Below are 19,311 nucleotides of genomic sequence, written 5' to 3'. Positions count from 1 at the left end.
ACGTCGTGCGGCGGGGGTTGCCATGCGTGGGGGGTGAGCGCGGGCCCGCGCCCGGTCAGCCCTTGAGGCTGCCCGCGGTGAGGCCGTTGATGATGCTGCGCTGGAAGATGAGGAAGAGGACGAGCAGCGGAATGCTCGCCATCACCATTCCGGCCAGCAACTGGTTGGCGGGCATGTCGTCCGCCAGCCGGTTCAGGGCGACCGTGATCGGCTGCTTCGCGGGATCGGGCAGCACGAGCATCGGCCAGAGGAAGTCCTTCCAGACACCGACCACCGCGAAGATCGACACGACCGCGAGCACCGGCCGGGACAGCGGCAGCACCAGCGACACGAGGATCCGTACCGTGCCCGCGCCGTCGATCCGGGCGGAGTCCAGCAGTTCGGTGGGGATCTGGTCGAAGAACCGCTTGAGGATGAAGATGTTGAAGGCGTTGGCGCAGGCCGGCAGCCAGACGGCCATCGGCGTGTTGATGAGATTGACGTGGATCAACGGCACGTCCACGACGGTCAGATACGTCGGCACCAGCAGCGCCGACACCGGCAGCATCAGCGTGGCCAGCATCATGGCGAGCACCACATTGCCCAGCACCGGCCGCAGCTTGGACAGCGAGTACGCGGCGGCCACGTCGACCACGAGCTGACAGGCCCACGCCCCGGCCGCCAGCAGCAGCGTGTTGAGGAAGTAGTGGCCGAGCCCGACCGACGACCAGGCTTCGGAGTACGCCTCCGGATGCCAGGAGTGCGGCACCATCGTCGGCCTCGGCTGGGCCAGTTCCGACGACGACTTGAGCGCGCCCGAGGCCATCCAGTACAGCGGGAAGAGAAAGGCGGCGGTGAAGCCGAGCAGCGTCGCGCCCAGCACGAACCGGTAGAGGAACCTTCCCGTGCGGCGGTTCATCTCGGTCGGCGCGATCAGCGTGCGGACAGCGGTCTGTGCGGCCATGGTCGTTCCCCTCTCAGCCCTTGCTGCGGGTCAGCCGCAGGTACACCCCGGCGAAGATCCCCAGCACCACGAAGAGCACCGTGCTCATCGCGCTGGCCAGGCCGAAGTCGTTGTAGACGAACGCGTAGCGGTACAGCAGGAGCAGTACGGTCACGGTCGCGTCGTCGGGTCCGCCGCCGGTCAGCACGAACGGCTCGATGAACACCTGCATGGTGCCGATCACCTGGAGCAGCAGCGTGATCATCAGGATGAACCGCATCTGAGGGATCGTCACATGCCACAGCCGCTGCCGTACCGTCGCGCCGTCCAGCTCGGCGGCCTCGTACAGCTCGCCCGGCACGCCGCCGAGCGCCGCGAGGTAGATCAGCGTGGTGGTGCCCATGTTGGCCCAGGTGGAGACCAGGACCAGCGAGATCATCGACAGATTCTGCGACTCCAGCCACGACTGCGCGGGCAGGTGCGCGATCCGCAGCACGTTATTGAACAGGCCGGGCCCCGGATCGTAGAACCAGCGCCACAGCAGCATCGTGACGATCGGCGGCAGCATCACCGGCAGATAGACCGTCATCCGCAAGTACGCCTTGCCGTGCCGCAGTTCGTTGAGCACGATCGCGGTCACGAACGGCGCCGCGAAGCCGAAGACCAGGGCCAGCAGGCTGAAGTACGCGGTGTTGCGCCACGCGGTGACGAACAGCGGGTCGGCGAACAGGCGGTGGAAGTTGTCCAGGCCCACCCACCGCGCCGGTTCCGCGTAGTTGACCTGCTGGAAGCTGAGCAGCACACCGCGGACGATCGGGTACCAGGAGAACACCGCGAAGGCGGCGACGCCCGCGACCAGGAAGAGATACGCCACCAGGTTGTCGACGACGGCCCGGCGCAGCCGGTCCCGCGAGGGGCGGGACCGGCCGGACCGCCCCGCCCCGGCAGGCGCCTTCGGCGTCCGCGCGGTGGCGGCGCGGGCCGACGTCAGCGGTTCGGCTGTCACTTGACCGTGGCCAGGATGGTGTTGACCTTCTTCTCGGCGTCGCTGAGAAGCTGGTCGATGTTCGCGTCCTTCTTGGTGAGCACCGCCTGCATGACACCGTCGAGCACGGTGTAGATCTGCTGGGCGTTCGGCGGCTCGACCTTCACCGCGACCTCGCCGCTGCGGTCCACGAACGGCTGGTAGTTCTTCTGCGGCACGTTCGCGTACTTCTTGTGCGCCGCGTCGACCTTCGCCTGGCCGGCCCCGCTCCACAGGTTCGGCTGCGGCAGGCCGATCGGTATGTCGGTGCCCGCCGACTTCTTGGTGATCTCCTCCTCGCGGTCCGGGTCGAGGTACTTCCACTGGATCCAGGTGAGACCGGCCTTGATCTTCGCCGGGCTGTCCTTCGGGTTGAACATGAAGCCGTCACCGCCGCCGAGCGTCGCGGTGCCGGGCAGCGCGGCCAGCCCGTAGTCGTCGTACTTCCGCTCGAACTGCTTGACGATCGTGGGGATGTTGTCCGGGCCCGCCATGTACATCCCGAGCTTGCCCGCGCCCATCATCTTCTGCACGTCGGGGATCTCCAGGAGCTGCCTGGTGCCCATCGACCGGTCGGTCCAGCGCATGTCGTGCAGCGTCTGGAGCGCCTTGCGGCCCGCGTCGCTGTTGAACGCGGCCTTCCAGGCGCCGCCGTCCTTCACCGCGACGTCGCCGCCCTCGGAGTAGATCCACGAGGTGAGGTGCCAGCCGCCCTGGTTGTTCTTGCTGAACTCGGCGTAGCCGGTGGTGCCGTCGCCGAGCGCGCTGATCTTCTTGGCGTCGGCGCGGACCTCGTCCCAGGTGGTCGGCGGCTTGTCCGGGTCGAGCCCGGCCTTGGTGAACAGCGCCCGGTTGTAGACCAGTCCGAGCGAGTAGTTGCCGGTGGGCAGGCCGTAGACCTTGCCGCCCGCGTCCATGAAGACGCTCTGCAATTCCGGCCGCACGTCGTTCAGGGCGGGGAAGTCCTTGAGCTGCGCGGTGATGTCGGCGGCCTGGTGGCGCTGGATGAGCCCCGCGGGATCGGTGAAGTAGACGTAGTAGACGTCCTCCAACTGCCCGCCCGCGAGCTTCGCGGCGAAGGTCTTCGGGTCCATCAGACCCTCACGGGCGTCGATCCTGATCTTCGGGTGGCTCGCTTCGAAGGCTTTGATGTCGTCCTCGAAGTTCTTCCGGTCGACGGTCTGGGTGGCCGGAGGCAGCCCGTTCACGCTGATCGTGACCACGCCGTCCTTGTCCGCCCCGGAGGAGTGGGACGAGCCGCCGCCACATGCGGTGACGCCGAGGACCAGCGAGATGGCGATGGCGGTGACGCCGAGGGCGGGGCGGGTTCTGGAGCCGTCCATGGGGATCGGACCTTCCTGGGAAACGGCAGCGGACGTACCCGTCCCGAGGGGCGAGTGCGCTTGCGTCCGCTTGCGTAACGGCGGGGTTACCAGGACGTCCGGCCGCCTGGCGTTGGCGCCGACAGTAGGATCGGGTCACGCAAGATGTCAATCAATCTGTGCAAGAAAGTAATCCAGAGGATTTGCGCCCGTAACGCAGTGTCATCGACACGCGGGCCGGCCGGGGTGTCCGGACGGGCGGCGGTACGCGTCCGCCCGGCGCCGGACGCGGGCCGGGGCGGGACCGGCAGAGGGCGCGAGCGCATACGCGGAGGGCGGGGCTCCGGGACCGTGAACCGGTCCTGGCGCCCCGCCCTCGCGCGGAGTCGGAAAGCCGTCGCCCTACGGACGACGGTGCAGGTCAGCCGCTTTTCACGACCTTGCGCATCCGGGTGGAGCCGCGCACGATCAGCTCCGGTTCGAAGAGCATCACCTCGTCGGTGACCGCGTGGCCGTCGATCTGTGTGACGAGCGACGCGATGGCCGCGGCGGCCATCGCCTGCACCGGCTGGCGCGAGGTGGTCAGCGGCGGGTCGGTCGCCACCATGTACAGCGAGTCGTCGAAACCGATCACCGACAGATCGTCCGGGACTTTCATCCCGTGCCGCCGGGCCGCCCGGATCGCGCCGAGCGCGAGCGCGTCACTCGCGCACACCACCGCGGTGACCCCCTCCGCGAACAGCCGGGGCATCGCCGTCGCCCCGCCCTCCATCGAGAACATCGCGTGCGCCACCAGGGGCCGCCAGTCCGCGGGCGACAGCCCCCGCTGCTCCCAGAAAGCCGCGTAACCTGCGAGTTTGCGGGCCGAGGGGACATGCCCCACCGGTCCGAGCACCAGGCCGATCCGCTCGTGGCCCAGCCCCGTCAGATGCGTCAGCGCCTGCTCGGAGGCCGCCGCGTCGTCCACCGAGACCTGGGATATCTGCCGGTTCTCGTCCGCCGCGTTGATCAGCACGATCGGCACCTGGCGCTCGCGCAGGTCCCGCCCGTGCTCCGGGCCTGCGTCCGCGTAGCTCGCGCCGACGAAGATGATCCCCTCGATGTTCTGCTCCAGCAGCATCTGGATGTAGTGCGCCTCCGAGACGCCGTCCGCGGTCCTGGTGCACAGCACCGGGATCAGCCCCCGCTTGTTCAGCGCCCCCGCCAGCGCCTCGGTGAACGCCGGGAAGATGGGATTTTGCAGGTCAGGGACGACAAGGCCGACCAGCGGCGCCCGCGCGCTGCGCATCCGCGCGGGCCGCTCGAACCCGAAGACGTCCAGTGCGGTGAGCACGGAGTCCCGCGTCGACTGCGCCACGTCAGGGCTGCCGTTCAGCACACGGCTGACCGTCGCCTCGCTGACACCCGCGAACCTGGCCACTTGGGAGAGTCGTTTCGTCACAGAGGCAATCTACAGGATGGTGCGCAAAAACAAAGATCAGTAACGCAAGAAAATGACGCGACTTGCGCAGAGGAAGATCATGCGGGGAGAGGCGCGGGGCCGCGCGGGCTCGCGCGGGAGGCCGGGTCCGGGCGCGCCTCGCGGACGGACGGGCGGATCAGGGGCCGACCGGGGACGGGGTTCGCGTCCCGGCGGCGGATCAGCCCGCCTTCCGCCGCGAAGCGGCCGTCTTCTTCGCGGCGGCGGTCTTCTTCGTGGCCGCGGTCTTCCGCGCGCCCGCCTTCGAGGTGCCGCCCTTCGCGGCGGCCGTCTTCGACGCCGTCGACTTCGTCCCCGCCGACTTGGCGCTCGCGGACTTCGCCCCGGCCGACCGCGTACCGCTCGACCCCGTGCCACTCGACCCCGTGCCGCCCGATCGCGTACCGCTCGACTTCGAGGCGGTCGCCTTCTTCCCGGCCGCCGTCTTCTTCGCGCCGGACCTGCGGGACGACTTCAGTTCGGTGACGCTGGCGTGCCCGGTGCGGTCGTCGCCGTCCGCCGCCTCGTCCGTAGCGGAATCGCCGGAAGCACCGGAAGCACCGGAAGCACCGGACGCACCGGAGGCACCCGAGGTGCCCGACCCCGCGCCCTCGCCGCGCCCGCCCTTCGCCTGTTCCACCGACGCGCGCAGCGCGGCCATCAGGTCGACCACCTTGCCCGGTCCGGCCTGTTCGGCCGCCGGAAGCTCGGAACCCTCCAGCTTCGCGGTGACCAGCGCCTCCACGGCCTGCGCGTACTCGTCGTGATAGCTCGTCAGATCCGCCTCGCCGAGCGCCGAGATGAGGGTGTCGGCGAGCTTCAGTTCCGAATCGCTGATGCTGACACTGCCCTTGGGGGCGGCCTCCGCGGGGGAGTTCAACTCGTCGGGCCAGCGCAGGGTCTGGAGCAGCAGGACGTCGTCGTGGGCGCGGATCAGCGCCAGATGCTCGGAGTTGCGCATGGCGAATTTGCCGACCGCGGCCTTGCCCGCGCGCGCCAGCGCCTCCCGCATCAGCACATACGGCTTGTTCGCGGCGGGGGAGGCGGGGGCCAGGAAGTACGGGGTGTCGAGCTGCATCGCGTCGACGGAGGCCGCGTCGAGGAAACCGCTCACCTCGATGGTCTTCGCGGTCGGCAGCGGCAGCGCCCTGAGATCGGCGTCGGTGATCTCGACCAGCTGCTCGTCCGGCGTCTCGTACGCGCGGCCGATGTCGGCGGCGGTCAGGACCTCCTCGTCCAGCTCACAGGTCTTCTGGTACCGCACCCGGCCCTGGTCGGTGAGGTGGACCTGCCGGAAGCTGATCTTGTGGCTGGACACGGCGGAACCGAGCTTCACGGGTATGGAAACCAGCCCGAAGGCCAGATTCCCCGACCAGACACTGCGCATAGCGAGTCCTTTTTGTCAGGCTATGGGACCTTTATGATATGCCGATCACGGAAGTCGAGGGTCGTCGGATCAAGGTCAGCCACCTCGAACGGGTGCTCTGGCCGGAGACCGGCACCACCAAGGGCGAGCTGCTGCACTACTACGCGAGCGTCGCCACCGGCCTGCTGCCGTACGTCAGCGGCCGTCCCGTCAGCTTCGTCCGCACCCCGGACGGTGTGGACGGCAAGCGTTTCTTCCAGAAACGGCCGCCCGCCGGTACGCCCGACTGGGTGACCGTCTCGCAGTCCGTCAGGCGCAGCGGCGAATTCATGGAGCAGGTCCAGGTCAACGACCTGCCGACGCTGATGTGGGCGGCCAATCTGGCCTGCGTCGAACTGCACACCCCGCAGTGGCGCGCCGACGAGCCCGGCGTCGCCGACCGGCTGGTCCTCGACCTCGACCCCGGCGACGGCTGCACGGTCGTGGACTGCTGCCGGGTGGCACTGTTGCTCAGGGAACGGCTGGCGGAGGACGGCATCGAGATCTGGGCCAAGACCAGCGGTTCCAAGGGCCTGCACCTGCTCGCCGCGCTGCGGGACGCGACCCCGGCGACGGCGACCGCCTACGCCAAACGGGTCGCGCAGGAACTGGAGGCCCGGCACCCGGACCGGGTGATCTCCCGGATGACGAAGGCCGCGCGCTCCGGCCGGGTCTTCATCGACTGGTCGCAGAATTCGGGGAACAAGACCACCGCGGCCCCGTACACCGTCCGCGCCCGCCCGACGCCGACCGTCTCCGCGCCGCTGTCCTGGCCGGAGATCGCCGCCGCGCACACCCCGGACGACCTCACCTTCACCCTGGCCGACCTGCCCGCGCGGCTCAGCGTCGAGGGCGACCTGCTCGCGCCGCTCCTCGACCCCGCCCGCGCGGCCCCGCTGCCGCCGCACTGAACGGAGGCGGGGCCGCGCGGGGCGGTGTCACTTCTGCTGGGCGCCCGCCAGGTGCTCCGACAGCTCCTCCTCGTCCTCGTCCGAGAGCGAGGTCTTGAGCAGCGTGCCGCCGTAGGCCTGCATGGCGTCGGCGAACTTGTCCTCGGTGATCTTCGAGGCCATGATCACGACCGCGGTCGTGCCCGGCGTGAGCAGTGCCTGCACCTGGCCGCGGAACTGGTCGTCGATCCCGGACTTGCCCAGCTTGCCGAGCAGCCCGCCCATCGCGGCGCCCATGAGCAGGCCCAGGCCGGGGACGAGGAAGAGGATGCCGAAGACCATGCCCCACAGCGCGCCCGACGCGGCGGACACGCCGACGATCTTGCTCGGGGTGTCGACGTGCGTCTTGCCCTCCTCGTCCACCGAGACGATGGCCAGACCGGTCAGATTGACCACGTAGTCGTTCTGGAGATTCTGCACGGCGGTGTAGGCGTCTTTGGCGACGGTCGGGTCCTCGTAACCGATCACGATGAGTTCGGACATCACGGGCCTCCTAGTGGCGTGGGGCGACAGGATGCACGATATGTCTGTTTCGGGGTTCGGGCAGGGGGAGAGGCGCCGCCGGGTACGGGGCGGCGGGTTACGGCCGGGGCGCGCCGTACCAGCGCCAGGACGTGACGCGCGGGTGGTCCGGGAGGTCGATCCGGCCGGTGGCCCACAGCAGGGTGGACCAGGGGTCCGCGGTCAGCGGGACGTGCGGGAACAGCCGGGCCAGCGCCCTCGCGCACACATCGGCGGGCGGATTCCAGGCGAGGTCGAGCCCGGCCGCCAGGTCGTAGGTGTGGACCAGGGTCTCCACGATGCCCATCGCGGCGAAGCCCTCGGGGTCGGAGACGCCGTAGCTGTGGTGGGCGCGGACCTCGGGCGACGCCGTACGCGCCATGGCCACCAGCAGCGCGCCGGTCGCCTCCAGCACCTGCAACAGGCCCTCCGGGCCCGCCTTCCGGTCCGCGTGGATGGCGTTGGGCGGGCCGCCCGGCCGGCGCGGCGACCAGGAGAAGGGCACGTCCGTGCTCAACGGGGGCTGCCTCGGGCCCAGTTGGGCCGCGTACGCGAACAGGTCGTCGGCCAGGTGCTCCACCGTCTCCCAGCAGTCCCACTCCAGCGACCCGGCCTTGCGGTCCTCCCACGCCGACGCGGGCGCCTCGCGCAGCGCGGCGACGGCGAGCTGGACGGAGCGGTCGAGGTCGTCGGCCGTGACGGGCCCGGTCGTGTGGTCAGCGGTTTCCGGCATGCCAGGCACCGTACCGCGCGGACCCGGCCGCCCCGCGAGGGATTTTCCGCGCGCCGGATACGTGTCGTGGGCGGCTCGCGGAGACGCGGTCCCGCCCGGCGTCGAGGCGCTGGCGCACCGAGCACCGAGGCGCTCACGCGCAGGCGGCGTCCTTGTCCTTGCCCGCCGCGCCCCGCGCGAGCTCCAGGGAGAGCGCGAGCCCCGTACCGTCGGTGCGCGCGCCGGTCAGCCGTACGCCGTCGGGCAGTTCGGGGAGGGCCACGGTGCGCGGGCCAAGCCGCCCGGCCAGATCGCCGCCGCCGGGCAGCGACGCCAGATCGGCGACGGCGACGTCCCGGCCGAGCACGCGGACGGTGGTCGGGGTGACCGTGAGACCGCCCTTCCCGGTCGTGACCCGGGTGTGCACGGTGATCGGCAGGCGCAGACCGCCGATGCTGCCGGTGAGTACGAGCCCGCCGCCGTCGCCGCCCACGGCCAGCCCCGCGACCTTGCCGTCCCGCGCGGCCAGCCGCTTCTGCAACTCGGCGTAGGCGATGGTCGCGGTCGCCGTGCCGCCGCTGGTCGTGCCGTCGGTCGACACGTCGTGCAGGTCGACCGCCACATTCACCTCGGTGTCGCCCCTGCGCACACCGTCGGCGGCGATGTGCGCGCTGCCGAGATTCCCCGTGAGCACCCGGAGCCCGGCGAAGGCGCTGGTCAGCTCGGCGGTCACCGGCCCCGTGGGCTTCAGGCGGCAGGCCACCGCCTCGGCGATACGGCCGCGCGCGGTGTGCTCGACGGCCAGGTCGACGGCGGTCGCGGCGCCGGTGAGCAGCGCGGCCACGACGGCCGTGACGACGAGCCGCCTGCGGCGCGGCGCCGACCGCCGGTCGGCACCGGATTCCCCGCCGGGCTCCGCGCCGGACGCGCCGTCCGCCGCCGTACGTCCGGGCGGACGTGCCGACGCGCGGTCGGGCGTGGCGGTACGACGTGCCGGGCGGGGCTTCACGATGCGCGGTGTCCGATCCGATGGTGCGGGTGCGGGTGCGGGTGCGGGTGCGGGTGCGGCGGGTGCGGGGCGGGCGGCGGCCGGGCCGGACCCGTGGCCGATCCACCGTGCCGCGCCTGCCGGTCGGCGGCTCCGCCGGACTCAGCCTACGGGCCCGCCCGAATCGTCGGCGCCGCCTGCCGGGCCGTCCCGAGCGCGCCCGCGGTCATGACCCGCCGCCGTACCCGTCCCGCGCCCCGCCGCGCCCGGGACACGCCTCATTCCTCCTCCCGGCCCGCGCTCACCCGGCGCCGCACCTGCAATAGGTAGTCCTTGCGGTTCAGCGGGTCGAGGTCGGTCCGGGGCCGCTCCGGCACCGCGCCGACCACCGGCTCGTAGTGGTCGAAGGCCGACTCCAGGACGCCCTCGCCGTGCGTGAGCGTCGGCAGCGACTGCTCCAGTTCATGCACCCGCGCGGCCGGGACGACGCCTTCCAGGACGTACGAGTCACCCTGCGGCTCGGGTGCGCGCGGTACGGCGCGCAGCCGGGACAGGACGGGCAGCAGCGCGCCGAAGGTGTCGGCGGGGACGTCGAGCCGGAAGAGGTGCATCGGCTCGTGCACCCTGGTCCCGGCCCCGCGCAGTGCGTCCATCAGCACCAGCGGCGTCAGATTGCGGAAGTCGCCCGACGTACTGGACATGCTCTTGTCGAACACGGCGTGCGCGTGGCTCTGCCGGGGCGAGTAGCCGGAGTGCGTCATCGTCACGACGCAGTCGATCACCTCCCAGCCGTGGACGCCCTGGCGCAGCGTCTCGCGCACGGTCTCCTCGACGGCCTTGAAGAACGAATAGGGCATGGAGCCGAGTTCGACCCCGAGGCGGAACGCCACCCCTGACCCCGGCGGCGCGGGCTCGACGCGCAGCCCGACCGTCGCGAGGAACGGATTGGCGTCCTTCTTGTTGAACTCGACGGCCTCGCCGGAGCCCACCACGCGCTCGACGCAGATCGTCGTGGTCTCGCGGAAGGTGACATCGACCCCGAACTCGTCGGCCAGCGTGGCCTGGACGACCTCCTTCTGCACCTCGCCGTAGAGCGAGACCGAGATCTCCTGCCGCACTCCGTCCAGCCGCAGATTGATCAGCGGGTCCTGCTCGGCGAGTTGGGCGAGCGCCCCATGCAGCGTCCCCCTGTCGGCCGCGCGGGTGGGGACGACCACCGTCTCCAGCGTCGGCGGCGAGAAGTGCCGGCCGTCCGGGGGAGCGGCGCCCGGATCGCCGACCGTGTCACCGATCCTGATGTCGGCCAGGCCCTTGAGCAGCGCGATCCGCCCGGCCGAGACGGACGCGGCGGGCACGGCGGCGCCCCGCTCGAAGACGCTGATGCCGGTGACCTTGGCCTCGCCGGCCGACGCGGCCCCGTCGGCCCCGTCGGCACCGTTGTCCCCGTGCCCCTTCTCGCTGCCCACCGCGGAGTCCGGGCCGAACGGCAGCCGGTCCCGTGTGCGTACCGTCCCGGAGAACAGCCGTACGTACGCGGTCCGTTCACCGGTCGGGCCGCGCTCGATCTTGAACACCCGCCCCGAGACCGGGCCGTGGGCGTCACCGGCCGCCGCGGGCAGCAGTTCGGTGAGACCGGCCGTCAGCGCGGCGACGCCCGCGCCGGTGATCGCGGAACCGAAGAAGACCGGATGCACCTGTCCGCGCGCGGTCTGCGCCGCCAACTCGGCGCGCACCCGGCCGTACGAGACCGCGGACTCGTCGGCCACGTAGTCGGCGAGGAACGCGTCGTCGTGCTCGGCGAGCAGGCCGGCCAGACCGGCGACGAAGTCCGGGTCGGCGGCGGTGAACGGGACGCTGCGCGCGCCCCGCGTGCCGGATTCCTCAACCCGGCCCATCGGGAAGGCCGTTGGCGCGAGCTTGCCCCGGACGCTCCGCATCACCTCGTCGCAGCGGGCGCCGCGGCGGTCGGTCTTGTTGACGAAGATCAGGACGGGGATGCGCAGTCGCCGCAGCGTCCGCATCAGGACGCGGGTCTGCGCCTGCACGCCCTCGACCGCGGAGATCACCAGCACCGCGCCGTCGAGCACGCTCAGCACGCGCTCCACCTCGGCGATGAAGTCCGGGTGGCCGGGGGTGTCGATGAGATTGACGGTCACGTCGTCGACCTCGAAGGAGACGACGGCCGATTTGATGGTGATGCCGCGTCGGCGCTCCAGCGCCAGGGTGTCGGTCCGCGTGCTGCCGTCGTCGACGCTGCCGACCTCGTCGATGACTCCGGCGGCGAACAGCAGCCGCTCGGTCAGGCTGGTCTTACCGGCGTCGACGTGCGCCAGGATGCCCAGGTTCAACGTACGCAAGAAGCTTCAAGTCCTCTAGATCGGTGGGAGTTGCCGTCTGGGTGGGGACTGAAGTTCCGCGCATGATCATCTCCTGGGTACGGTCGGCCGGTCCGGTCGTACGGGGGCCGTTGGACTGTCGTCGGGAGTACAGCAGAGCCGTACGCGACGGACAACCGGTTTTGTCCGCGTACGAGGGCGTCCGTGCCTCGTCCTCCGCCGTTTCTTCACGTACTGGTGGGGCTCAGGAGTCTCGATCACACCTCCGTTGTCAGTATCATCAGCGGGACGACTTTGGATGCAATTGCATCTGGAATTGCATCCGCAGTTGCGGTCGCGGGCATGCTTGTGACTGCGAGCGATCGAGTACAACTCACAGAGGAGTGGTGCCGGATGAAGCAGTTCGACAACGGAGTGCGGGCGGACGAGATCCCGGGTGTCGAGTGGGTCAAGAGCGGGCGGAGCAATCAGAGCGGCAACTGCGTCGAGGCGGCCAAACTGCCTGATGGCGGCGTTGCGTTCCGCAACTCCCGTGACCCGCACGGTCCCGCGCTCGTCTACACGCACGACGAGATGGTCGCCTTCATCGGTGGCGCCAAGGACGGGGACTTCGACTTCCTCACCGCGTGAGGCGGTTACGCTCAGGCGCGTCCGTCTGAGTGAATGACGACAAGAACAGTTGACGGCTGAGCGCGACGGCGTGAAGTCGGGAATTCGTGACTCCGGTAGGGGCGCGACAGCGCGCCTCGCAGTGCAATACTGGCGTGCGTCCAGTTTCTACCGGGAGCCCGCATGTCCGCTCAGCCGCAACTCGTATCACCGCTGCAACTGCTGGAGCGCCGCCCGGACATGGGCGCCAAGGCGTTGGCACGTGTGCTCGGCAACTATCTGCGTGCCCTGCGCGAGGCCGCCGGGGTCAGCCCGGCACAGGCCGGAGAGCGTATCCGTGGCCACGCCTCGAAGATCAGCCGCATGGAGACGGCGCACGTCTCCCTCAAGTTAAGGGACGTCGACGATCTCCTCGCGCTCTACGGCGTCGCGGAGCAGGAGCGGGCGGAAATCGCCTTCCTGGTCCAGCGCTCGGCCAAGCCCGAATGGTGGCAGCCGTACGGCGAGGTCGTTCCCGACTGGCTCCAGGGCCTGATCGGTCTGGAGCGCGACGCCCACGTGATCCGTACCTACGAGACGCAGTTCGTGCCCGGCCTGCTCCAGACGCCCTCGTACGCGCAGGCGGTCGTGCGCAGCGGCCACCGGCTCGCCTCGCCCGAAGAGGTCGAGCGGCGCGTGGAGTTGCGGCTGGAACGCCAGCGCAGGATGGCGGAGCCCGGCGCTCCCGTGCTGTGGGCCCTGATCGACGAGGGCGTGCTGCACCGCCCGGTCGGCGGTCCCGCGGTGATGCGCGAGCAGTTGGAGTATCTGCTGGTGGTGCTGCGCCAGCCCGGTGTGCGGCTCCAGATCGCCTCCTGGTCGGCGAGCGCGGCGGCGACGCCCGGCTCCGCGGTCACGTATCTGCGGTTCGCCCAGGGCTTCCTGCCCGACGTGGTCTATCTGGAGCACATGACGAGCGCGATGTACCTGGACCGGCTGGAAGAGCTGGACAAGTACCGTGCCGCGCTCGATGAGTTGAGCGCGCTGGCGGCGACGCCGGTGGAGAGCCGCGTGCTGCTGGAAGAGGCGCTGAAGCGCTACAAGTAGAGCGGCCCCCGAGAACGACGCCGGCCCGCATCCCCCTCGCCGGGGGTGCGGGCCGAAGCTCTGCCGTGGGCGTTGCTACACGCGGGCCACGCCGCCGTACTCGATCCATTCCTTGCTGGGCTGCTTGAGGCCGAGGTCGCTGTCGGGGCGCCAGGTGGAGACCTCCACCAGGCCCGGCTCGATGATCTCGTAGCCTTCGAGGAAACCGGCGAGGTCGCTGGGCTTGCGCACCTCACCCCAGTGGCCGCCGGTGGACTGGTCCATGAACTCGGTGACGAAGCGGCGGGTCTCGGGGTCGTCGCTGACGAGCTGACAGACCACCAGGAAGCTTCCCTTGGGCAGCTTTTCGGCGACGCGCCGGACGACGCCCGCGGGGTCGTCGGTGTCGCGGATGCAGTGCAGCACCGACACGAAGAGCGCGGCGACCGGCTCGTTGAGGTCTATCAGCCGCGTCAGTTCTTCGTGCTGCCAGATGCTCTCGGTGTCGCGGAAGTCCGCCTGGATCACCGAGGTGTTCTCGTTCTGCTGGAGCAGCGCGCGGCCGTGGGCGAGCACGATCGGGTCGTTGTCGACGTACACCACGCGGGCGTCGGGGTTGATGCGCTGCACGATCTCGTGCACATTGTCCTGCGTCGGCAGACCGGAGCCGTGGTCCACGAACTGCTTGATGCCGTAGTCCTCCGCGAGCCTGCGCACCACCCGGCGCAGGAACTGACGGTTGTTCAGGGCCAGGATCTTCATGCTGGGGACCTGGAGGAGTAATTGCTCCGTGGCCTCGCGGTCGGCCGGGTAGTTGTCCTTCCCATCCAGCAAGTAGTCGTACATGCGTGCCACAGCGGGCACCGTCACATCTATCTTGTCGGAAAGCGGTGCGTCCCGGTGCTCCATCGGGCCCCTCACGGTGGTTCGTTGATCGAAAGCTGCGGTGACGACTTCCATCCTAGGGAGACGTGATCGTCCGGTCGAGAGCGCAGACCAGGAGGTTGTGCCGGACGCGCGGCCCGGCTCCGGTTCGGCCCTCTTCGGGCGCGGCCCGGTTCCGGGGTCGGCCGGTCCTAGCCCGCGGTCTCGGTGTCCTCGGCGTCCACGGTGTTCCCGGTGGGCAGCGGCGGCTCGGCCTCCATCCGCTCGACCTCCTCGTCCGTCATCAGCCGGGAGCGCAGGAGGAAGCGGACGCCCTCGGGGGCCTCAAGCGAGAAGCCGCTGCCGCGGCCGGGCACGACGTCCACGGTGAGGTGGGTGTGGCTCCAGTACGCGTACTGGCTCGCGCTCATCCAGAACGGGGTGTCCCCGGCGACCCGGCCGAGCAGGACGTCCGCGCCGCCCACCCGGAACTCACCGCGCGGGTAGCACATCGGTGAGCTGCCGTCGCAGCAGCCGCCGGACTGATGGAACATCAGGGGGCCGTGCCGCCGGGCCAGTTGGTCGACCATCGCTTCGGCGGCCGGGGTCATTTCGACGCGCCCCACGGGACGTCCGGGCGAGGCGGGGCCGGGCAAGGCCGTGTCGGACCGTGCGGTATCGGACCTGGTGGCGTCCATCACGGGGCTCCCATCCGCCGATCGCCGGATGCGTCGGCGTTCTCGTACCAGCCTCCCGCCCGCGACGGCTTTCGTCCAGGGACGGGACCGCGCCCGGCGCCGGGCGTCAGACGGGCTGGTGGTGGGCGAGGAGCGCGTGCGGGTCCCCGGCGCCGTGGACGTGGGCGTGGGCACCGGCCGGGGCGTGGTCGATGTGGACGGTCGCGGCCCGCAGCCGCGGCACGGCGTGCAGCAGCGCGTGCTCGGCCCGCACGGCGACGGCGTGCGCCGCGACGACGCTGATGCCGGGGTCGACCACGACCGCGGCCTCGGCCCGCAGCGCGTGCCCGATCCACCGCATCCTGACCGGCCCGACCCCCTCCACCCCCGGCACCGCGCCGAGCGCCCGCTCGGCCCGGTCGACCAGCTCGGGGTCGACGGCGTCCATCAGCCGCCGGAACACCCCGCGCGCCGCGTCCCGCAGCACCGCCAGGATCGCCACGGTGATCAGCAGCCCCACGACCGGGTCCGCGAGACGCCACCCCAGGGCCGTACCGGCGGCGCCCAGCAGGACCGCGAGGGAGGCGAAGCCGTCGGTACGGGCGTGCAGGCCGTCGGCGACCAGGGCCGCGGAGCCGATGTCGCGCCCGACGCGGATCCGGTATCCGGCCACCCACTCGTTGCCCACGCATCCGGCCAGCGCCGCACCGGACACCGCCCACAGGTGGGTGACCGTACGCGGATCGAGCAGCCGGTCCACCGCCGTCCAGGCCGCGAAGGCGCTCGACGCGGCGATGGCTAGCAGGACGGCGACCCCGGCCAGATCCTCGGCCCGCCCGTAGCCGTACGTATAGCGGCGGTTGGCGGCCCGGCGTCCGAGGACGAAGGCGATGCCCAGCGGCGCCGCCGTCAGCGCGTCCGCCGCATTGTGCACGGTGTCGCCCAGCAGCGCCACCGACCCGGACACCGCGACGATCAGCGCCTGGACGAGCGCGGTCGCGCCCAGCACCGCGAGCGACACCCACAGCGCCCGCATCCCGCGCGCCGACGACTCCAGCGCCGCGTCCACGCTGTCCGCCGCCTCGTGCGAATGGGGCCGCAGGAGATGCCCGAGCCGGTGCCGCAGCCGCGATCCGGGGTGCGTACGACCGCCCGTCGCGTGTGCGTGGCCGTGCGCCCGGCGATGGCCGTGGCCGTGGTCGTCGGCATGGTCGTGGTCGTGTGGGTGACCGGCGCCGTGCGCCTCGCCGTGGGTGTGCTCAGTCCCCGCCATGTCGGACACCGTGGCACACGGAACCCCTTGCGGCCACTCCCGAAATACCATCTGTGACCAGCTGCGATGCCCTCGCAACAGCTCCGGCTGGGCGACAGGGGCCGCTCACAGGCTCAGCCGGTACGGAATCGTGCACACCACGACGTCGGTACGGGCTCTGAGCGCGGAGGCCAGCAGCAGGCCCCGCTGATTCTGGAGGATCTGGTAGCGCCGGTGGCGCGGCACCACCTCGGGGATGAGGACGGAGACGTGCTGCCCCTTGGCCACCTCGCGCTCGACGTAGGAGACGATCGGCTGCACCAGCGAACGGTGCGGGCTCTCCACGATGTCCAGCCGTACGCCCGGATTCCAGCGGTCCCAACTCTCCCGCAGGGCGCGGGCCTTGTCGGGGTCGCCCTGTACGGCGACGGCGACGACGGCGGTGCCGAGGTTGAGGGCCGCCGTCAGCGCCTGCTGGGTGAGCCTGCTGACCTCGCCGACCGGCACGATCACCAGGGACACGGTGCGCCGGACCGGCGGCGGGACCTCACCGAGCCCCAACTCCTTCCCGACCTCGGTGTAGTAGCGCTGGATACGGGCGAACAGCAGCATCAGCAGCGGCACGGTGACCACCACCACCCAGGCCCCGGCGAGGAATTTGTCGGCGAGCAGCACGACGGCGGCGATCGCCGTCAGCACCGCGCCGAAGCCGTTGAGCGTCGCGCGCTGGCGCCAGCCGCGGGGACGCTCCCCGCGCCAGTGCCGAACGAGGCCGATCTGGCTGATGGTGAAGCCGATGAACACGCCGATCGCGAACAGCGGCAGCATGCGGTGGGTGTCGGCGTCCACGGCGATCAGCAGCAGCGCGGCGAGCAGCGCGAGGGCGCCCACGCCCCAGCGGTACACCGGGCGCTCCGTGCGCAGACCGAACAGGTGGGGCAGCCGGTGGTCGCGGGCCAGCAGGCTCATCAGGACCGGCAGCCCGCCGAAGCTGGTGTTGGCGGCCAGCGCCAGTGCCAGGGTGACGACGAGATTCGTCGCGTCGTACGGCCAGCCGGTCCCGAAGGAGCCCGCGGTGAGCTGCGCCAGGACGGTCACGTCGCCGCGCGGCGCCACATGGTCGCGGCGGATCAGCACCGCGAGCCCGACCAGCATCAGCGCGAGCAGGCCGCCCAGCATCAGCTCGGTGCGCTGCGCCCGCCTGACCCGCGGGTCGCGGAAGGCGGGCACCCCGTTGGCGATGGCCTCCACGCCGGTCAGCGAGGAGCAGCCGGCCGAGAACGCCTTCAGGAGCAGCAGCAGCCCCAACGACTCGGTGATGTGCACGGGTTGGGGAGTGCCGACGACGGCCACGGGGTGCGAGCGCACCAGGCCGAAGACGATGATCCCGAGGACGCTCGCGATGAACAGCGCCGTCGGCAGCATCAGCACCCGGGCGCTCTCGGCCACGCCCCGCAGATTCACGGCCGTGAGCACGGCGAGCCCGAGCAGACACACCGGCAGCAGATGCGGCGCGAGGGAGGGGTAGGAGGAGGCGAGGCTCGCGGCGCCCGCGGCGAGGCTGACGGCGACGGTGAGCACGTAGTCGACGACGAGGCTCGCGGCGGCGAGCAGACTGATGCCCTGCCCCAGGTCCTTCTTCGCCACCGCGTACGCGCCACCGCCGTCCGGGTGCACGGCGATGACCTGCCCGTACGAGACCACCAGCACCGCGAGCAGCCCGGCGATCACCAGCGTCACCGGCAGTGTCGCGCTGAGCGCCCCGGAACCGGCGGCGATCAGGACCAGCACGATCGCCTCGGGGCCGTACGCGACCGAGCTGAGCGCGTCCAGCGACAGTGCCGCCAGCCCTTCGATGCTGGTCAGGTGCTGCTTGTCCCCCTCGCCCGGCCGCAGGGGGACTCTCGGCCGCAGTTCGCGACGGGCCAGACCGAAGGTCATCGGTACCTCGGGGTGCAGGGGACGACACGCGGGGACGCGTCATGCCCAGTCTGACGGACCGTCAACGGAGGACGGCTGAGGCGCGGCCGTGGACCCCCGCCCGGCCGTGGACCCCAGCGCGGCCGTCGCACCCCGGCCGGGTGTCGCCTCCCCGGCCGGGTGTCGCTCGCTCCCGTGCGGCCCGTCAGTCGTGCGGCGGGGGTCAGCGCTCCATCATGCGCATCTGGGCCTCGTTGTGGGTGTCTCCCGCGGCCGGGGGGAGGCTGCTGAGCCTGTCGAGCTGTTCCGCGCTGAGCCGGACGGCGTCGGCGGCGGAATTCTCCTCGACGCGGGTGACGCGCCGGGTGCCGGGGATGGGAGCGATGTCGTCGCCCTGGGCCAGCAGCCAGGCCAGCGCGACCTGCGCCGGGGTGGCGTCGATCTCGGCGCCGACGGCGGCGACCTCGTCGGCCAGCCGCAGATTGTGCTGGAAGTTCTCCTTCGTGAACCGGGGGTTGTCAGCCCGGAAGTCGTCGGCGTCGAACTGGTCGGTGGAGCGGATCGCGCCGGTCAGGAAGCCGCGCCCGAGGGGTGAGAAGGGCACGAAGCCGATGTTCAGCTCGCGCAGCACCGGCAGCACGCGCGCCTCGGGGCCGCGGGTGAACAGGGAGTACTCCGACTGGACGGCCGTGACCGGGTGGACGGCGTGGGCGCGGCGGATGGTCTCCGGGCCGGCCTCGGACAGGCCGATGTGCCGGATCTTGCCCTCGGCGACCAGTTCGGCGAGCGCCCCGACGGTGTCCTCGATCGGGGTGCCGGGGTCGACCCGGTGCTGGTAGTACAGGTCGATGCGGTCGGTGCCCAGCCGGGTCAGCGAGCCCTCGACGGCGGCGCGGATGTTCGCGGGAGTGCTGTCCGCGCCCTGGCGGCCGGTGTGCGAGATCAGCCCGAACTTCGTGGCCAGCACGACCTCGTCGCGGCGGCCCCTCAGCGCGCGGCCGACGAGCGTTTCGTTGGTGTAGGGGCCGTAGACCTCGGCGGTGTCGATGAACGTGACGCCCAGTTCCAGGGCGCGGTGCAGTGTACGGACCGACTCCGTGTCGTCGGTTCCCGCGCCGGTGTAGGCGTGGGACATGCCCATCGCGCCCAGGCCGATCCGGGCAACGTCCAGGTCACGCAGGGTGATGTGCTTCATCGCTTCTTCTCTCCTGGCGGACGGCGGCGATCTTGTCCTGTCCGGCCAAGCCTGCCTCTTCCCGCCCGCCGACGACAGGCCGGGACAGGCGGAGGGCCGACAGCGGGGGT

Annotated in this window: 17 protein-coding genes; 3 read left to right on the top strand and 14 right to left on the bottom strand. The window is 71.1% G+C overall.

Annotation, left to right across the window (positions count from 1 at the left end):
• Positions 1-55: 55 nt before the first annotated feature.
• The 5 genes from ABZX65_RS06750 to ABZX65_RS06730 form a co-directional block, all read right to left on the bottom strand.
• The gene (locus ABZX65_RS06750; protein ID WP_355335587.1) at positions 56-943 is read right to left on the bottom strand and encodes a carbohydrate ABC transporter permease; all 888 of its coding nucleotides are present in this window, start codon (positions 941-943) and stop codon (positions 56-58) included.
• Positions 944-956: 13 nt separating this feature from the next.
• Positions 957-1,823 (bottom strand): sugar ABC transporter permease, encoded by an 867-nt coding sequence (locus tag ABZX65_RS06745; protein WP_355335789.1) that lies wholly within the window; start codon positions 1,821-1,823, stop codon positions 957-959.
• Positions 1,824-1,924: 101 nt separating this feature from the next.
• Positions 1,925-3,289: an extracellular solute-binding protein gene (locus tag ABZX65_RS06740; RefSeq protein ID WP_355335584.1), complete on the bottom strand. Its 1,365-nt coding sequence runs from the start codon at positions 3,287-3,289 to the stop codon at positions 1,925-1,927.
• A 400-nt stretch (positions 3,290-3,689) separates the two neighbouring features.
• Positions 3,690-4,709 carry a LacI family DNA-binding transcriptional regulator gene (locus ABZX65_RS06735; protein WP_355335582.1) on the bottom strand — a complete coding sequence of 340 codons (1,020 nt, stop codon included), beginning with the start codon at positions 4,707-4,709 and terminating at the stop codon, positions 3,690-3,692.
• Positions 4,710-4,908: 199 nt separating this feature from the next.
• Positions 4,909-6,114: a Ku protein gene (locus ABZX65_RS06730; RefSeq protein WP_355335580.1), complete on the bottom strand. Its 1,206-nt coding sequence runs from the start codon at positions 6,112-6,114 to the stop codon at positions 4,909-4,911.
• A gap of 38 nt (positions 6,115-6,152) precedes the next feature.
• Here ABZX65_RS06730 and ligD point away from each other — a divergent pair, with 38 nt between their 5' ends.
• On the top strand, positions 6,153-7,043 hold the full coding sequence (gene ligD / locus ABZX65_RS06725; RefSeq protein WP_355335577.1) for a non-homologous end-joining DNA ligase: 891 nt from the start codon (positions 6,153-6,155) through the stop codon (positions 7,041-7,043).
• Between the two features lie 27 nt (positions 7,044-7,070).
• Here the strand turns inward: ligD and ABZX65_RS06720 are convergent, their stop codons facing one another.
• From ABZX65_RS06720 to ABZX65_RS06705, 4 genes are all read right to left on the bottom strand, one after another.
• Positions 7,071-7,565 (bottom strand): DUF1269 domain-containing protein, encoded by a 495-nt coding sequence (locus ABZX65_RS06720; protein ID WP_355335575.1) that lies wholly within the window; start codon positions 7,563-7,565, stop codon positions 7,071-7,073.
• A 97-nt stretch (positions 7,566-7,662) separates the two neighbouring features.
• Positions 7,663-8,316 carry a hypothetical protein gene (locus tag ABZX65_RS06715; RefSeq protein ID WP_355335572.1) on the bottom strand — a complete coding sequence of 218 codons (654 nt, stop codon included), beginning with the start codon at positions 8,314-8,316 and terminating at the stop codon, positions 7,663-7,665.
• 133 nt (positions 8,317-8,449) lie between these two features.
• Positions 8,450-9,304 (bottom strand): LmeA family phospholipid-binding protein, encoded by an 855-nt coding sequence (locus tag ABZX65_RS06710; protein ID WP_355335570.1) that lies wholly within the window; start codon positions 9,302-9,304, stop codon positions 8,450-8,452.
• 257 nt (positions 9,305-9,561) lie between these two features.
• Positions 9,562-11,640, bottom strand: a complete 2,079-nt coding sequence (locus ABZX65_RS06705; RefSeq protein ID WP_355335568.1) for a translation factor GTPase family protein — start codon at positions 11,638-11,640, stop codon at positions 9,562-9,564.
• A gap of 372 nt (positions 11,641-12,012) precedes the next feature.
• Here ABZX65_RS06705 and ABZX65_RS06700 point away from each other — a divergent pair, with 372 nt between their 5' ends.
• Positions 12,013-12,249 carry a DUF397 domain-containing protein gene (locus tag ABZX65_RS06700; protein ID WP_355335565.1) on the top strand — a complete coding sequence of 79 codons (237 nt, stop codon included), beginning with the start codon at positions 12,013-12,015 and terminating at the stop codon, positions 12,247-12,249.
• A gap of 162 nt (positions 12,250-12,411) precedes the next feature.
• Positions 12,412-13,314: a helix-turn-helix transcriptional regulator gene (locus ABZX65_RS06695; protein ID WP_355335562.1), complete on the top strand. Its 903-nt coding sequence runs from the start codon at positions 12,412-12,414 to the stop codon at positions 13,312-13,314.
• Positions 13,315-13,389: 75 nt separating this feature from the next.
• On the opposite strand, the gene ABZX65_RS06690 is transcribed toward ABZX65_RS06695, so the two are convergent.
• The 5 genes from ABZX65_RS06690 to ABZX65_RS06670 all read right to left on the bottom strand — a co-directional run bounded on the left by ABZX65_RS06690 (position 13,390) and on the right by ABZX65_RS06670 (position 19,201).
• Positions 13,390-14,202 (bottom strand): SAM-dependent methyltransferase, encoded by an 813-nt coding sequence (locus tag ABZX65_RS06690; protein WP_355335559.1) that lies wholly within the window; start codon positions 14,200-14,202, stop codon positions 13,390-13,392.
• Between the two features lie 167 nt (positions 14,203-14,369).
• Entirely contained in the window at positions 14,370-14,768 is a 399-nt protein-coding gene (locus ABZX65_RS06685; RefSeq protein WP_355335786.1) for a DUF779 domain-containing protein, read from the bottom strand.
• Positions 14,769-14,961: 193 nt separating this feature from the next.
• Complete coding sequence (locus ABZX65_RS06680) at positions 14,962-16,107, bottom strand: cation diffusion facilitator family transporter (protein ID WP_355335557.1); 1,146 nt, start codon at positions 16,105-16,107, stop codon at positions 14,962-14,964.
• Positions 16,108-16,212: 105 nt separating this feature from the next.
• Positions 16,213-18,027 (bottom strand): APC family permease, encoded by a 1,815-nt coding sequence (locus ABZX65_RS06675; RefSeq protein ID WP_355335555.1) that lies wholly within the window; start codon positions 18,025-18,027, stop codon positions 16,213-16,215.
• A 202-nt stretch (positions 18,028-18,229) separates the two neighbouring features.
• The gene (locus ABZX65_RS06670; protein WP_355335553.1) at positions 18,230-19,201 is read right to left on the bottom strand and encodes an aldo/keto reductase; all 972 of its coding nucleotides are present in this window, start codon (positions 19,199-19,201) and stop codon (positions 18,230-18,232) included.
• Between the last annotated feature and the right edge of the window lie 110 nt (positions 19,202-19,311).

Origin of the sequence: Streptomyces sp. NPDC003300 (assembly GCF_040610915.1) — a bacterium.
Lineage (GTDB): Bacteria > Actinomycetota > Actinomycetes > Streptomycetales > Streptomycetaceae > Actinacidiphila.
The sequence above is the reverse complement of the archived record's forward strand: the minus strand, read 5'-3'. Positions and strand labels throughout refer to the sequence as shown.